Source organism: Haladaptatus sp. SPP-AMP-3 (genome assembly GCF_049568665.1).
Classification (GTDB): Archaea; Halobacteriota; Halobacteria; order Halobacteriales; family Haladaptataceae; genus Haladaptatus; species Haladaptatus paucihalophilus.
The window spans coordinates 2341228-2354723 of the sequence record NZ_CP145897.1; the positions used below are offsets into that span (position 1 = coordinate 2341228).

Consider the following 13496-nt stretch of genomic DNA (forward strand, 5'->3'; position numbering starts at 1 on the left):
TCGAAATCCTTTTACACGCTTCGGGGAGAAGAACACTATAACTGAGTGTTACACATGGAAGTCGAAATCCTCTCACAGGAGCAAAACCCAATGCTCCACCGGACTGAAGTGCGGTTCCAGATCGTTCACGACGAGGCAACGCCGTCGCGTCTCTCCGTCCGCGACAGTCTCGCGGCGAAACTCGACAAGAACGCCGACGAAGTGGTCGTTCACGAGATGAACACCAAGTTCGGCATGCGCAAGACCGTCGGCTACGCGAAGGTCTACGACAGCTCCGAGCACGCCCGCGACATCGAGCAAGACTACATGCTCGAACGCAACAAGATCACGGCCGACTCCGAAGGCGAGGCGGAACCGGAAGCCGAGGAGGCTGAATAATGCCGCGACACGAACTCTACAACGACGACGGTACGACCGAGCGCGAGCAGTGCCCGCGCTGTGGCGACTCGTTCCTCGCGGACCACGGCGACCGGCTTCACTGCGGCAAGTGCAGCTACACCGAGTGGAAGTAAATGCGAATCCTCGGCGTCGAAGGGACTGCGTGGGCGGCCAGCGCGGCTCTCTTCGATTCTGAGACGGATGCGGTTTTTATCGAAACTGACGCTTATCAACCCGAGAGCGGCGGCATTCATCCGCGCGAAGCCGCGGAACACATGAGCGATGCGATTCCCCGCGTCATCGAGACGACGTTGGACGAGGCGGCCGGGGACATCGACGCCGATCAGCGAAGTTCGTCGAGCGAACGGGCGTCGCCCGTTGACGCCGTTGTCTTCTCGCGGGGGCCGGGACTCGGCCCGTGTCTGCGCATCGTCGGGACGGCGGCGCGCGCCCTGTCCCAATCGTTGGACGTACCGCTCGTCGGCGTGAATCACATGGTCGCCCACCTCGAAATCGGTCGGCAACGTTCCGGTTTCGACTCCCCCGTCTGTCTGAACGCGAGCGGTGCCAACGCCCACGTCTTGGGCTACCGAAACGGTCGGTACCGCGTCCTCGGCGAGACGATGGACACGGGCGTCGGCAACGCCATCGACAAGTTCACCCGCCACGTCGGCTGGTCCCATCCCGGCGGGCCGAAGGTCGAGCAAGCCGCGACGGACGGCGAGTACATCGACCTGCCCTACGTCGTGAAGGGGATGGACTTCTCGTTTTCGGGCATCATGAGCGCGGCGAAGCAGGCCGTGGACGACGGCCACGCCGTCGAGGACGTCTGTTTCTCGCTGCAGGAGAACATCTTCGCCATGCTGACGGAGGTGGCCGAACGCGCCCTCTCGCTGACCGACCGGGACGAACTCGTCCTCGGCGGCGGCGTGGGGAACAACGCGCGCCTCCGCGAGATGCTCGCCGAGATGTGCGAGCAGCGCGGCGCGGAATTCTACGCCCCGGAACCGAGGTTTTTGAGCGACAACGCCGGAATGATAGCCGTCCTCGGCGCGGAGATGCTGGCGGCGGGCGATACGATTCCAGTCGCGGACTCGGCCGTGGACTCGAACTTCCGCCCCGACCAGGTGTCCGTTACGTGGCGCGGGAGGGAAGCCGACGCCTTCCGTTCCGACGAGGCCGACGAGGTTCGCGGTGCGGAAGCGACGGTGGACATCGGCCCGGAGCGCGTGACGAAGCGCCGGACGCCGAAATCCTACCGGCACTCCTCGCTCGACGCCACTCTACGAAAGGAACGGACGACGCTCGAAGCGCGTCTCACCAGCGACGCGCGGCGTACGGGCGTTCCGACGCCGGTCGTCTACGACGTCGACCTCGCGGAGTCGGCCATCGAGTTCGAACACGTCGGCGACGCCGACCTTCGGGACGAACTCACTGCCGACCGGGTGCGCGACGTGGGTCGGCACCTCGGAACCCTTCACCGAAACGGCATCGTCCACGGCGACCCGACGACGCGGAACCTCCGCTGTTCCGCCGACCGCACCTACGTCATCGACTTCGGCTTGGGCTACTACTCGGCCGACGTGGAGGACTACGCGATGGACCTGCACGTCTTCAGCCAGAGCCTCGCCGGAACCGCCGACGACGCCGCGGAACTCCAGCGTGCCTTCGAATCGGCTTACGCGGAGGCTGGTGACGACGCGGTGCTCGACCAACTGCGCGAAATCGAAGGGCGCGGTCGGTATCAGTAGCGCCGATTTTCGCGCCGAAAATTCCCGCGTCTGATTTCCCTTCGCAATTACCGTCCCGTTGTGGCCGTCTTCATCGCTGTCTGCCTCGATTCTCTCCGTTGGCGAACGCACCGTAGCGTCCGCGCAACCCTTCCAATCCAATGCCCCAAACGCTATAATAGGTGCGGCCCATGTTTATCACATGTCCGACAAGGAAACCTCCGGCACGCTCTTCGGTGTCCCGTACAACTTCGAACGACCCAGCATGGGCCGAATGCTCTCGGCCTACTGGAAGCCCGGCGAGGGAATGTTGGTCGAAAAGCCGTTCGGCATCGGCTACACGCTCAACCTCGCCAACTGGCGCTCGTGGGTCATCCTCGCCGTCGCCGGACTCATGTTCTGGATGGAGAGCAACAAAGGCGCCGAGACGGAATCCGAAAACGAGCCCGTCGAAGTCATCGTCGACGACGACTGATTCGACGCTTCTTTTTCCCCGCGCGACTCTCTCTCGCGTATGATTCGGTTCGTCACCGGCAACGAGGGTAAGGTCCGCGAGGCGCGCGAGTATCTGGACGACGAGGTTCGTCAAATCGACTACGACTACACGGAGGTCCAGAGCGACGACCTCGCCGAAATCGCGCTCCACGGCGCGCGGGAGGCGTTCGAGGAGACGGGCGGCGAGGAACCCATCGTCGTGGACGACGCGGGCCTGTTCATCGATGCCGTCGGCGGCTTTCCGGGACCCTACTCGGCCTACGTCGAGGACACGCTCGGCGTCGAGCGCGTCTGGCAACTCGCCGAGCGCGAGGAGAACCGCCGTGCGCGTTTCCGCTGCGTCGTCGCCTACTACGACGGCGAGAACGCGGAGACCTTCTCCGGCGCGGTGCCGGGGACGCTCGTCGCGCCGCGCGGCGACGGGGGATTCGGCTACGACCCCATCTTCGAACACGAGGGGAAGACGCTCGCGGAGATGAGCACGGAGGAGAAGAACGCCATCTCCCACCGCGGGCGCGCGCTGGCGAAGTTCGCGGACTGGCTGGCGGAGCAGTAACGAACCCGCTCTTTTCCGGCCGACGTGACCTACTCCCGAGCGTCTTCATCCGGGCCGGGGTACTCCCCGCCCACTACCACGTCGTACAGGCTTTCGGGGTCGAACAGGGTCACGAACCCGTCGGGGCGCTTCACGCTGACCGGAATCCGTCCTTGGAGCGCGCTTCCGGTCTTCGCGCTCCGCAACGAATCGTCGTAGGAGAGGATATGCGCCGCGTTTCCGGCGTGGGCGCTGGCGAGCGCGGGGTGGTCGCCGGGCGTCTGTTCCACCTCGATTCGCAATTTCTCGATTCGTTCGCGCCAGTCGCTGGCGAGGTCGTCGTCCGCCAGTTCGCGGATGACGGCTTCGGCGTCGGAAAGGAGGTCGTCGCTGGCGACGAGTTCGACCCACGAGTGGCCGCGCACGATGTCCATCGCGTCGCGGGCGTCGCCGCCGACCAACACGTCCGCCGCCAACACGTCCGCATCGACCGCGAGGCGGGCGGGATGCGGGTCACTCATCGCGTCGCTCCGCGAGCGTTTCCCGAATCGTTTCGACGTCGGTTTCGGCCCCTGCCGCCCGCTCGAACAGTTCTCGCCACGTCATGATTCGACGTGAGGTCCCGAGCGGGAAAACTGGTGCGGGTCCCTCCGTGATATTTCTCCGTCGAATCATGTCGAATATCCTAATTCACGAGGAACGGTGCCATACCGCAACGATTCGGCATAGCAGAAGTATTTTAACACTTCCGTAGAATGATATCTTCATGGTACGGAACGTATCGAAGTACACCGTCCTCGCCCTCGTGCAGGTGCTGGTGTTACTCATTGCCCCCGTTGCGGCGACCGGATCGACTACCGGGCCGCAGTCCTCCCAGCAACGAACGCTCTCCAACAGTGCCGACCCCGCCGATTCCATCTACGTGATGGAGAACGGCGACGCGGTTCTCGCCTACAACGACTCGAATTCGGGGAACGGCACCATGGAGTTCGGAGCGAACGTGACGAGCGGTCTCGTTCACATCCTCGCGACCGACGAAACCGAATCGGACATGGACGCCGTGGCGTCGCTCGTGATGACGCCGGACGGCTACAGCGGAAACGGGTCGCTCACCGCCAACCGCCCCGACTCGATTTCCGACCTCACGCTCGACGTCAACAGCAAGCAAAACCAGCAGACGTCGACGGGCGACCTCTCGCTCGACGCGACGTTCGACAGCGGTTCCTCGCTGTCCATGCTCAACTCCGTGAACACCGAGGGTCACGTGACGGTCACCGCCGACTCGTTCAGCACGAAGGGGTCGGGAACGGTGTCCTCGGCCATGGCGGCGGGTGCCGACAAGGAACTGAAATACGACCTCCGCGAGACAGAGAACGGCTTCGTCCTGAAGGGAACCCAAAGCGGCGCGATTTCGCCGTACATGTCCGGTTCGTGGGACAGCCGCGAGAACGCGAAGGAACACCTGAAATCCCAGTACGCGTCCGTCGCGACGCAAAACGGCGGCTCCGCGACGGTGACTATCGACAGCTACGAGTACGACGAATCGGGCGTCAAGCCGACGCTCGACATCCAGTACCACGTCGAGTTCACCGGCCTCAAGGACGCCATCACACAATCCATCGCACAGGGTCTGAAGTCCTCACAGCAGGTTTCGCTCTCCGACGAGGAGATCGACTCCCTCTCCGAGGACATCGAGAAGATGCGGATCGACCACGTGACGTTCGGACTGAACCAGCACGACGGTACGATGAAGCTCAGCTGGGACGTCGAGGTCGATAACTACGATTCCGCCGCCCTCGCCGCGCTCGAAGTGGTAGGGAACACGAACGCGTCGATGAACGGCCAAAACATCGACCGGATGAAAAAGACGCTCGAAGCACAGCAGGCGGCGAACCTCGAACAGACGGTCGAGTGGTCCGCCGAAGCGACCCACCCCGCCTCGGAAACGACCACCGTGACGGCCGAGATTCACTACGACAGCAAGAACTGGAACGCGTACGTTCAGGAACTGAAGGACCGTGACATCGAACTGGGGCGCTCGTCGGTGACGCTCCACGCCGAGTCGAACGGCGACGAGGTGACCGCACGCGGTTCCGTCGAGATGAAACAGAAGGAGATGCTCTCGAAGGTGACCGACTCGATGCTCTCCTCGTTCGGCTCCTCGAAAGCGACCTCCGGCGGGTCGGAACTGGTGAAGACGTTCCGAAGTAGCGACTTCCAATCCGCTCGCATGGACGTGGACGTCGAATCCGGGACCGTCACCGTCGAAGGTGGCGCGAAGTTCGATAACATGACCGCCTTCGCGGACGTGCTCGGAGACTCCTACGGCGACACGGAGGTCGCCAGCATCGTCGGTCGGACGAACAACGACACGACGACGACCTACGTCCGCGTGACGGGTCTCGTCGGTGAGAACGCCACGAAGGAAGACGTTCGCGCGCTCGCCGTCGCCAACGCCGACACCGAGATTCACATGCCCGGCGAGTGGGACCGCGAGTTCCCCTCGATGGACACCGAAGACGCCGCGACGTATCTCGGCGTGCAGCAGGCGAACGGAAAGGAAACGAGATCCGCGAGTAAATCCGGTCAGCCCGGTTTCGGCGTCGGAATTGCAGTCGTCGCCCTCGCCGGTGCGGCGCTGCTCGCCCGCCGCGACTGATTCGATTCCGACCGAACTACGACCGCTTTTTTCGGCCGCTTGCGTCCCACGTTCCCTCGTTGCTACGGATTCGTATCTTCGAGTTCGAGTAGCTGGCTCGCACGCGGTCACCCACTTGCGCCCGGTTGAAATCGTCGCGTCCCGTCGGCGCGGTGTAACATCCGACCGAATCCGAACCCTTCGACCAGTCCGGGCTACACACGCCCACGACGTAGCCGAGGGTCTCGTACTCGTCCCGCAAGCGGTCGTCGAACGTCTCCGAGATTTCCATGCGTTTCGGGTCGGGGAACCGCTCGACCCACCGTTCGGCGACGCTGACGAGGGGGTCGTCGGCCGGTTCGCGTAACTCGACGCTGATAACCGTCTCGTCGCGTAACCCCCCGTTCTGCCGTCGCGTTCCCACTATCTCCTTCTTTTCGACGTAGCCGCCGACGGCGGCGAGCGCGGAACAGCCAGCGAGAGCCCCACCGGCGGCGCACGCCGAGATGGTTGTTAACACGTCTCGCCTCGAAGGCATACGAATACCTCGACCGTCGACAACTAATAAATTATGTCAGCTTGTGGCATGGGTCCGGGCAGAACCGAACGCACGAAATGAAATCGGGTATCCTCAGGCCGACGCGTTACCGAGGACGTTCGTTCGCACCGTCTTCCGGTAGTTGAGCGAGTCGAGAGCGATCCGCTGCGTGTGGCCGCGATATTCGACAACGACGTAGTAGCTGACTTCCAGCGTGCTCTCCTCGCCGCGGCGGAGGTGGGTCTTCCACCACGGGCCGAGTTTCGCGTTGTCGAGCGCCACCGTGTCCTGAATCGTCGTCTCGCTGTGCGGACTGATTTCGACGTTCTTCGCCGTCGATTCGTCCGAGAGGACGATGCCGTTCATCGTTATCCGGGAGCCGATTTCGACGACGCGAACGGACTCGCTCCGGTCGTTTTTCACCGTCGCCGACGCCTCGATGGGCGTTTCGTCCATCGTCGCGTGGCCCCAGTCCGCCCGTATGTCCTCGATGCGTCCGATCGGTCGTCCCGCGACCGAGAACGTCTGACTCGACTCCGAGTCAACCGGCCCGAGCATGTCAGTTCGGATGGTTCCGCGGTCGGCCTTCCCGCCGACGGGGAGGCGGGCGAATCCGGCATCGACCGTCACGCCGCGCTCGACCACGCGGTCGGTCTTCTCGCCGTTATTGACGTGGGTGGCCCACCACCGTTGTATCTTCTCGTCTGTGATCTCTCCGGTGAGATTGATATCGGTCTTCCCCGGTCCGATATCCCGGGTCGTCTTACCGTCGACCAGCGGCACGTCGTTCATCAGCACGCGGTATTTCGCATCGACCGAAAGGTGTTCGGCGAACACCGACCCCGGTTCGTTCGGGTTGGTCACGGTCGCGTGGGTTCGAACGCCGGTGTTCCCCTCGTCGGGGACGACCCACTCGCTTTGAACCGACTGGAGTTCCGGCGGGGCGAACGACCGCGCTTCGTTCCGCGGCACGACCTTCGTCGTCGTCTTGCCGCCGCCGAGAACGTCGGTCGTGAACACGATGCGCTTGCTCATGAACGGGAGTCCGACCTTCTGCGTCGTCCCGTTCTCGTGGACGACCGCGTAGAACTGCACGTCCATCGTCGTCTTCTCGCCCTTCTCGACGTGGCTCCGCCACCACTCCGGCAGCTTTCCGTTGTCGAACGTCGAACCGATGCCGAACGAGGTCGTCCGGCCGGGTTCGACGTGCACTTCGCCGTCGGTCGTTCCGTCGGCGACGGTCACGTTGTTCATCGTGATGGTGTATCCGAGCTGTGAGAAGACGACCTCGCCGCTGGTCGGATTCTCGACGGTCGCGTTGACGTTCAAGGGCGTCGTCTCCGTCGTCGCGTGTCCCCACGACGCTTCCGTCTTCGTGACCCGAAGGATTTCCCGATTTCCGGCGGTCATCGTCCGCGTTTTGCTACTGTCGAACGCGCTCAGCAGGTCGGTTTCGAAGGTGCGCTTTTCGGCGGGAAGGTCCTTCGAGAACATGGGGACGCTGATGGACGGTCGGATGCTGACCGTCGTCTTCTCGCCGTTGTTGATGTGGGTCGCCCACCACGCCGGTATCTTTCGATTGTCCATGCGGGTCGTCATCGAAACCGTCGATTTTCCGGATGGCAGGCCGAGGTTCTCGACCGTTCCCCTGGCGACCGTCACCTCGTTCATCCCGACTTCGTAATCGAGGTCCGCCACCTTCGGCACGCCGACCGAACTAGGGTTGTTCACCGCGATGTCCGTTCGGATTTCCGTCGTTTTGGCGGTGACGGCACCCCAGTCGGTCTGGACGTTCTCGACGGTCGGTTGGCCGACCGTCACGATTCCGGACGTGAGCGCGACGCCGACCCCGCCCGCCGTCACGACGAAGAGAGTCAACACGGCCACGACCAGTTTTCCGATGAGGCTACGAACCGCCATCGTCGTTCAACCTCCGTGATGTATCTTTTGATATACAATTCATTATGGGGTCAATTCGCACCCACCACCAAGTAAGTTTACCTGTAACCATCCACAGGAGGCGAAACTGTTGTCCCTCGTCCACTCAGTTATCTGTCTATTTGTCATATTCCCCTCCACCGAAAACTGTCGTCACACGTGCCAAATCATCCGGCGTGAAACCTCGCTTCGCGGTCAGCGCTCGGCGGCGCGGACGAGTTCGACGACCTCCGCCCGAACCTCTTCGGAGGCGGGGCGATGCGGACTTCGCGGCTCCCCGGCGGGTGCTCCGCGTTCGCGCATCGCCGCCTTGGCTCCGGGGACGCCGTGTTCGCTCGTGACCGCCCGATTCAACTCGACGAGACTGGCGTTCAACCGCCGCGCCTGCCCGTCGTGACCGCCTCGGTGAAGCCGGTAGATTTCGCTGGCCCGTTCGGGTGCGACGTTCGCCAATGCGAGGACGCCGCCGTCGGCACCGGCGTCGAGTCCGGCGGCGTAGACGCTCCCGCTTCCGACGAGGAGGTCGAAATCGTCGTCCTCCGTGCGGGCGCGTTCCCGCTGGAGTCGCGTCAGGTTCCCGCTCGAATCCTTCATCCCGGCGACGTTCTCGTGTCCGGCGAGCTCGCCGACCGCTTCGGGCGACAGGGAGACGTTGGTGTATGCCGGGACGCTGTAGAGGTACACGGGGAGCGGACTTTCGTCGGCCACCGAGCGATAGTACTCGACCATCGTTTCCTCGTCGTGGCCGTAGTAGAACGGCGTGACGACGAGCGCGGCGTCCGCACCCGCTTCCGCCGCGAGGGTCGTCTGGCGGAGCGTCTCGCGGAATCCGGGATGGCCGGTTCCGGCGAGAACCGGTACGTCGGCCTCCTCCACGACGATTTCGACCACGCGGGCGCGTTCCTCGACGCTCATCAGTTCGCCCTCGCTGTTCGACCCGCAGGGGACGATGAAATCGACGCCCCGTCCTTCGACCCACGCGACGAGTTCCCGGAGGTCGTCCTCCTGCAGGGTACCCTCCTCGTCGAACGGCGTCAACAGTGGCACACCAGTTCCGTGCATGGCTATCACCTCTCGCGGCGACCGTATGAATTCGAGGGTCGCGGTAGAGGCATACGGCCGTCTGACGCGGTTTTAAGTTATCACCGAACCCATCCGCGAACGGGCGCGCACAACACCCTCTCTCCCATCCTCCCACTCCGCGCGCCCGGCACACACCACCCACACCCACCCTGCACCCCGCTCTCCCACACCCTCCGCTCGGCACTCCCCCCTTTCGTCCGACGCGATGTTTCCCGTCGTAGGCAGTACCTTCGCCGTCGTAGCCGCGTCCTGATTGGGGCAAAGGCTTCCTGTCCCCCGGACAAACGGCACATAACAAAGAGGTGTCCGGCCATTCGTACAGTTGCGCCCGACGGCTCGGGCGCGAAGCGTGTCGCAGTCTCGCGGTGGGTCTCCCGGCGGGGCCGGGGGCTCTGGCGACGGGTTGGCTTCCCGTTACAGTGTCACCAACCCCCCCACGAAAGTTCTCGTCCCGGACGACCCTAGAACCCCGCGCTGCCCAATCGTTTTTCGCTTCGTTGATGATCCCCGTCGAGCGGTGTCACCGTCGGGTCACCGATGGGTTCGTCTCCTCCGCTCAGATGGTCTGCTCCTCGGATAGTCACGCTGCTCGAAAACGGATACGTCGAACGTCCCTCAGGCGGTCGCCTGCAGTCGTTCGCGCACGTCCGGGAGCGCGTCCCGGGCGGCGATGAGCGCCACGCGGTCACCGCCTTCGATTTTGGTTCCCGGGAGCGGAATCGTCATCCGCTCTCGGTTACGGCCATGGGCGTAAATCCGTGCGTCGGTCGGCAACTCCACGGCGTGCACCCGCGTTCCGACGAGCGGCGATTCGCTCGGAATCGTCATCGTCGTCAACTGTAGGTTCTCGGTCAGGTCGGCGATGACGTCGAAGTCGCCGCCGAGCAGCGCCGTTTTCGCACCCGCCGCTCCGAGGCGCTCGGGGTATATCACTTCGTCCACGTCGTCCGCGTACTTGTGATAGATGTCCTCCCGGTAGTCCTCGTCGATGCGCATGACGGTCCGACAGCCGTGGTGTTTGCCGACCATGCAGGCCGCGAAGTTGACGTTCAGGTCCCCCGTCAACCCCGCGATGGCGTCCGCGGTATCGAGACCCGCGTCCACCAGAGCGTCTTCTTTCACCCCGTCTCCCTCCGTGACGGTGAACCCCTTGTCACGCGCCCGTTCCACCCTGTCCGGGTCGTCGTCGACGATAACGACTTCGTGCCCTTCTTCGGTCAGAACCCGGGCGGTTCGGAGTCCCACGCGACCGGACCCGACGATAATAAATCGCATGGGAATGAATGGCACGGCAGGGGCAAAAACGTTGGTGTCAGAGATGTGAATAGAGGGGTTCTCTCGGAGTGAAAGCAACTGCTAACGAACTGAATTCGAAGAAAGCCTAGGCCGGGATTCTAGCCACATGGTTAAATCCTGCTCGCCCGTGGTACTTAATACCGTATGCCCAAGCGCGAACGAATCAGAGTACTCAAAGAACGCATCCGCGCCGGGGGCGCTGCCGCCTACTACGACGACCCCAAATACGACGATGATACCATCAGCGACGATGACGCCGCCACGCTGCTCACCGTCTCCGACCAATTCGACCTTCACGACTACAGCGACAACCGTCACGAGAAACTCCTGCGCCATCTCGTCCGCGTTGCCGAGAAGGTCGGCGGGTTGACCGACGCGCTCGATGACCGCGAGGCTGCCGAGGCTCTTGTCCGTTGGATCAACCTGGAATACGACAACCCCCGCACGAAGTGTGACTACCGACTCGCCATCCGTGCCATGGGTAAGCACGCCCTTCGACGCGGTACGCACGGCGAACCACCGGAGTCCATCGCGTGGATGTCCTCGAACACGCCTCGGAACTACGACCCGCAGCCATCGCGAGCCGATATGCTCGACTGGCAGGATGACGTCCTCCCGCTCATCAACGAGGGAACCGACCCCGCACGGAACAAGGCACTGTTCGCCGTCCAATTCGAGGGTGGGTTCCGACCGCACTGCGAACTCTACGAAATGCGGGTCGGCGATGTCAAAGATACCGACTACGGTGTCGAAATCGAAGTGGACGGAAAGACCGGTGAGCGCTCCGTGACGATGATTCTTGCACTGCCGTATCTGAACCGCTGGCTGGGTGACCACCATCCCTGTCCTGGCGACAAAGACGCCTATCTCTGGGTGAAGTCCAACGGCGAGCGGATGAGCTACGTCACTTTCCAGCGGTACTTCAAGCGCGCTGCCAAGCGTATCGGCCTCGACAAACCCGTCACGCCGAAGAACTTCCGTAAATCGAATGCGACGTGGCTCGCCAAACTCGGCAAGAACGAATCGTTCATCGAGGATCGCCAGGGCCGCAAACGCGGCAGTGACGCCATCTCGCATTACGTGGCGATGTACGGCGAAGACCGCGCCCGCGAATACGCCGCGATGCACGGACAGGACGTCGAAACTGAGAATCCGCAGGACTACACGCCCATGACGTGCCCCCGATGCCGGCAGCAGACGCCCCGGGACAAGGACATCTGCATGTGGTGTAATCAAGCGCTCGACCACGACACCTACGAAGACCTCGCCGAAACCGAATCGACGGTCACGGACATGGCCCTCCATCTCTTCCAACAGGACGAAGAATTCCTCGAAGACGTCCTCACGCGGAAGGCGGTCACCCAAATGCTGCTTGACGATGACGACTTCTTCGAGCAGGCAGTCGATATTGCGGGCGATCTTGATGTCGAAGTCCCGTCTGCTGTCGAGTAGCATTAGGGATCAGCCCTCCGTTTGGCCACCAATTCGAGTTCTTCGGAGAGCGTTTCAAAGTCGTTGTCTGGCGTGTAGCGGTCGAGCAATGCCCACGCGCATGCTCGGGCGAACGGGTCGTCGCTGCCACGGATGACAGCGAGGATTTTCGTACGGTTCTCTTCGATGTATTCGGTGGGGTCAGTGTCGTACGTCATGGCCGGGACACCTCCGGCGGCGCTCGGCGGGTAGCGAGCGGGTGGTGAGTGATCCATTGGTTGCTGCCGGATCGGGGGGACATCGTGGTCTGCCCCTGGTTTGGTATATGAAAATACGCCTGGGTCTCGGGGAATCGTCGGCGACCGATGCCTCTAATAGAGAATTCAACCTGTCGGTGGGTCTGGGTTGCGCGCTTCTCCAGTGTCGTCGGGGTAGCTTTACAAAACGTGGTCGCCAAGATGTACTTGCTCTGGGACATGGTCATGGGCTTGTGATTTGGTCATGATGCAGGTGCCAGAGATGCTCGGTGCGCCCGCGAACGAGTGATTAGAGCCCACTTGCGTTCGCGTGATTTGCGCACCGGCGACTTCTCATCCGCTAGCCGCGCGCTTTCGATTCTCGAAGCCGTTATACCGACGGTTCAACCGGTAGATGGTCGTCGAGGCGCGATCTCTGACGGCTATGGTTACCCACTACGGCATATTATTTGCACCGGCGTTTACACCGTAAAAGCGTGTGAAATACTGGAAATCCTGCGTACAAGTTCTAGGTTCGCTGGTGAAACCGGAATTGCCAGTCTTGTTGAATCTCCTGTATCTGCTGAGATAATCGTGGACTCGTTAACAGGTATTTCCTTTACAACTTAGAGAGAAGCCCTACTGTTTCGGTAGAAGCCGAGGGTGTCAATAGTCTGTGGAGTGTGAAATACTGAAGATAGAGGTTGTATTCAGTGTGGTTTGATTTGTTATGCCGTGCGGTTTAATTCCGTCCTCATGAACTCACTCCTCGTTTTCGACATACCAGTGTTGCTCACGATCTGCACCAAGCGTCACGTCAACAAGCATTCCTGCCTCGTCTTCTTTGGGCGAGTGATCGTCAAGTAAGTACAATACATCTTGGACAACAAACCGCCGAACACCCTCTGTAGCGTCGTTTCGAATGGCTTTTCCGCGGATGTTGACTCGCTCACCGACCCGTGGAACTGGGCCACCGAGCCGTACTGCGATTGACTTTCCATTGTACGTGAACTTAATCCGTGCAGGTTCCGACTGCTCTAACTCGTCCATTGTATACTTGATTCAGAGCCAGAATATTAACGATATCGGGAAACACATCGGAACAAGAGATCCGATCGTGCCAATTGGCAAGGGCCTATCTGGATTTCGTAATGATCGATATACACTCTGTATTCAGCACGGTCCTTAATCCAGTCTC

General features: G+C 62.0%; 14 protein-coding genes. 7 read left to right on the forward strand and 7 right to left on the reverse strand.

Features of this window, described 5'->3' with window-relative positions; genetic code table 11:
* Window positions 1-54 precede the first annotated feature (54 nt).
* From V5735_RS12930 to V5735_RS12950, 5 genes are all read left to right on the forward strand, one after another.
* Complete coding sequence (locus V5735_RS12930; protein ID WP_007976637.1) at window positions 55-378, forward strand: 30S ribosomal protein S24e; 324 nt, start codon at window positions 55-57, stop codon at window positions 376-378.
* On the forward strand, window positions 378-512 hold the full coding sequence (locus V5735_RS12935) for a 30S ribosomal protein S27ae (RefSeq protein WP_007976639.1): 135 nt from the start codon (window positions 378-380) through the stop codon (window positions 510-512). Before V5735_RS12930 ends, V5735_RS12935 begins: the two co-directional genes overlap by 1 nt.
* Window positions 513-2129, forward strand: coding sequence for a bifunctional N(6)-L-threonylcarbamoyladenine synthase/serine/threonine protein kinase (locus V5735_RS12940; protein ID WP_423743898.1), 1617 nt, complete (start codon window positions 513-515; stop codon window positions 2127-2129). It abuts the gene before it with no gap.
* Between the two features lie 181 nt (window positions 2130-2310).
* Entirely contained in the window at window positions 2311-2583 is a 273-nt protein-coding gene (locus tag V5735_RS12945) for a DUF5808 domain-containing protein (RefSeq protein WP_069449709.1), read from the forward strand.
* A gap of 39 nt (window positions 2584-2622) precedes the next feature.
* Window positions 2623-3159: an XTP/dITP diphosphatase gene (locus V5735_RS12950; protein WP_423743899.1), complete on the forward strand. Its 537-nt coding sequence runs from the start codon at window positions 2623-2625 to the stop codon at window positions 3157-3159.
* 29 nt (window positions 3160-3188) lie between these two features.
* Here V5735_RS12950 and V5735_RS12955 read toward each other — a convergent pair whose 3' ends face one another.
* Entirely contained in the window at window positions 3189-3659 is a 471-nt protein-coding gene (locus V5735_RS12955; protein WP_423743900.1) for a DUF7384 family protein, read from the reverse strand.
* A gap of 245 nt (window positions 3660-3904) precedes the next feature.
* Between V5735_RS12955 and V5735_RS12960 the strand changes: the two genes are divergently transcribed.
* Window positions 3905-5797 (forward strand): PGF-CTERM sorting domain-containing protein, encoded by a 1893-nt coding sequence (locus V5735_RS12960; RefSeq protein WP_423743901.1) that lies wholly within the window; start codon window positions 3905-3907, stop codon window positions 5795-5797.
* A 16-nt stretch (window positions 5798-5813) separates the two neighbouring features.
* On the opposite strand, the gene V5735_RS12965 is transcribed toward V5735_RS12960, so the two are convergent.
* From V5735_RS12965 to V5735_RS12980, 4 genes are all read right to left on the reverse strand, one after another.
* The gene (locus V5735_RS12965; protein WP_423743902.1) at window positions 5814-6314 is read right to left on the reverse strand and encodes a hypothetical protein; all 501 of its coding nucleotides are present in this window, start codon (window positions 6312-6314) and stop codon (window positions 5814-5816) included.
* A 93-nt stretch (window positions 6315-6407) separates the two neighbouring features.
* Window positions 6408-8234 (reverse strand): LEA type 2 family protein, encoded by a 1827-nt coding sequence (locus V5735_RS12970; protein ID WP_423743903.1) that lies wholly within the window; start codon window positions 8232-8234, stop codon window positions 6408-6410.
* 213 nt (window positions 8235-8447) lie between these two features.
* On the reverse strand, window positions 8448-9314 hold the full coding sequence (locus V5735_RS12975; RefSeq protein WP_423743904.1) for a dihydrodipicolinate synthase family protein: 867 nt from the start codon (window positions 9312-9314) through the stop codon (window positions 8448-8450).
* A gap of 636 nt (window positions 9315-9950) precedes the next feature.
* Window positions 9951-10610 carry a potassium channel family protein gene (locus V5735_RS12980; RefSeq protein ID WP_423743905.1) on the reverse strand — a complete coding sequence of 220 codons (660 nt, stop codon included), beginning with the start codon at window positions 10608-10610 and terminating at the stop codon, window positions 9951-9953.
* Between the two features lie 165 nt (window positions 10611-10775).
* Between V5735_RS12980 and V5735_RS12985 the strand changes: the two genes are divergently transcribed.
* A complete protein-coding gene (locus V5735_RS12985) occupies window positions 10776-12083 on the forward strand; it encodes a tyrosine-type recombinase/integrase (protein WP_423743906.1) in 1308 nt (435 codons plus the stop codon).
* Between the two features lie 2 nt (window positions 12084-12085).
* On the opposite strand, the gene V5735_RS12990 is transcribed toward V5735_RS12985, so the two are convergent.
* Together V5735_RS12990 and V5735_RS12995 are read right to left on the reverse strand one after the other, a co-directional pair.
* Window positions 12086-12280 carry a hypothetical protein gene (locus V5735_RS12990; RefSeq protein WP_423743907.1) on the reverse strand — a complete coding sequence of 65 codons (195 nt, stop codon included), beginning with the start codon at window positions 12278-12280 and terminating at the stop codon, window positions 12086-12088.
* A gap of 780 nt (window positions 12281-13060) precedes the next feature.
* Complete coding sequence (locus V5735_RS12995; RefSeq protein WP_423743908.1) at window positions 13061-13348, reverse strand: hypothetical protein; 288 nt, start codon at window positions 13346-13348, stop codon at window positions 13061-13063.
* Between the last annotated feature and the right edge of the window lie 148 nt (window positions 13349-13496).

Coding starts and splice junctions, on each gene's coding strand:
- V5735_RS12930 (WP_007976637.1), top strand. CDS start 55: ATGGAAGTCGAAATCCTCTCACAGGAGCAAAACCCAATGCTCCACCGG.
- V5735_RS12935 (WP_007976639.1), top strand. CDS start 378: ATGCCGCGACACGAACTCTACAACGACGACGGTACGACCGAGCGCGAG.
- V5735_RS12940 (WP_423743898.1), top strand. CDS start 513: ATGCGAATCCTCGGCGTCGAAGGGACTGCGTGGGCGGCCAGCGCGGCT.
- V5735_RS12945 (WP_069449709.1), top strand. CDS start 2,311: ATGTCCGACAAGGAAACCTCCGGCACGCTCTTCGGTGTCCCGTACAAC.
- V5735_RS12950 (WP_423743899.1), top strand. CDS start 2,623: ATGATTCGGTTCGTCACCGGCAACGAGGGTAAGGTCCGCGAGGCGCGC.
- V5735_RS12955 (WP_423743900.1), bottom strand. CDS start 3,659: ATGAGTGACCCGCATCCCGCCCGCCTCGCGGTCGATGCGGACGTGTTG.
- V5735_RS12960 (WP_423743901.1), top strand. CDS start 3,905: ATGGTACGGAACGTATCGAAGTACACCGTCCTCGCCCTCGTGCAGGTG.
- V5735_RS12965 (WP_423743902.1), bottom strand. CDS start 6,314: ATGCCTTCGAGGCGAGACGTGTTAACAACCATCTCGGCGTGCGCCGCC.
- V5735_RS12970 (WP_423743903.1), bottom strand. CDS start 8,234: ATGGCGGTTCGTAGCCTCATCGGAAAACTGGTCGTGGCCGTGTTGACT.
- V5735_RS12975 (WP_423743904.1), bottom strand. CDS start 9,314: ATGCACGGAACTGGTGTGCCACTGTTGACGCCGTTCGACGAGGAGGGT.
- V5735_RS12980 (WP_423743905.1), bottom strand. CDS start 10,610: ATGCGATTTATTATCGTCGGGTCCGGTCGCGTGGGACTCCGAACCGCC.
- V5735_RS12985 (WP_423743906.1), top strand. CDS start 10,776: ATGCCCAAGCGCGAACGAATCAGAGTACTCAAAGAACGCATCCGCGCC.
- V5735_RS12990 (WP_423743907.1), bottom strand. CDS start 12,280: ATGACGTACGACACTGACCCCACCGAATACATCGAAGAGAACCGTACG.
- V5735_RS12995 (WP_423743908.1), bottom strand. CDS start 13,348: ATGGACGAGTTAGAGCAGTCGGAACCTGCACGGATTAAGTTCACGTAC.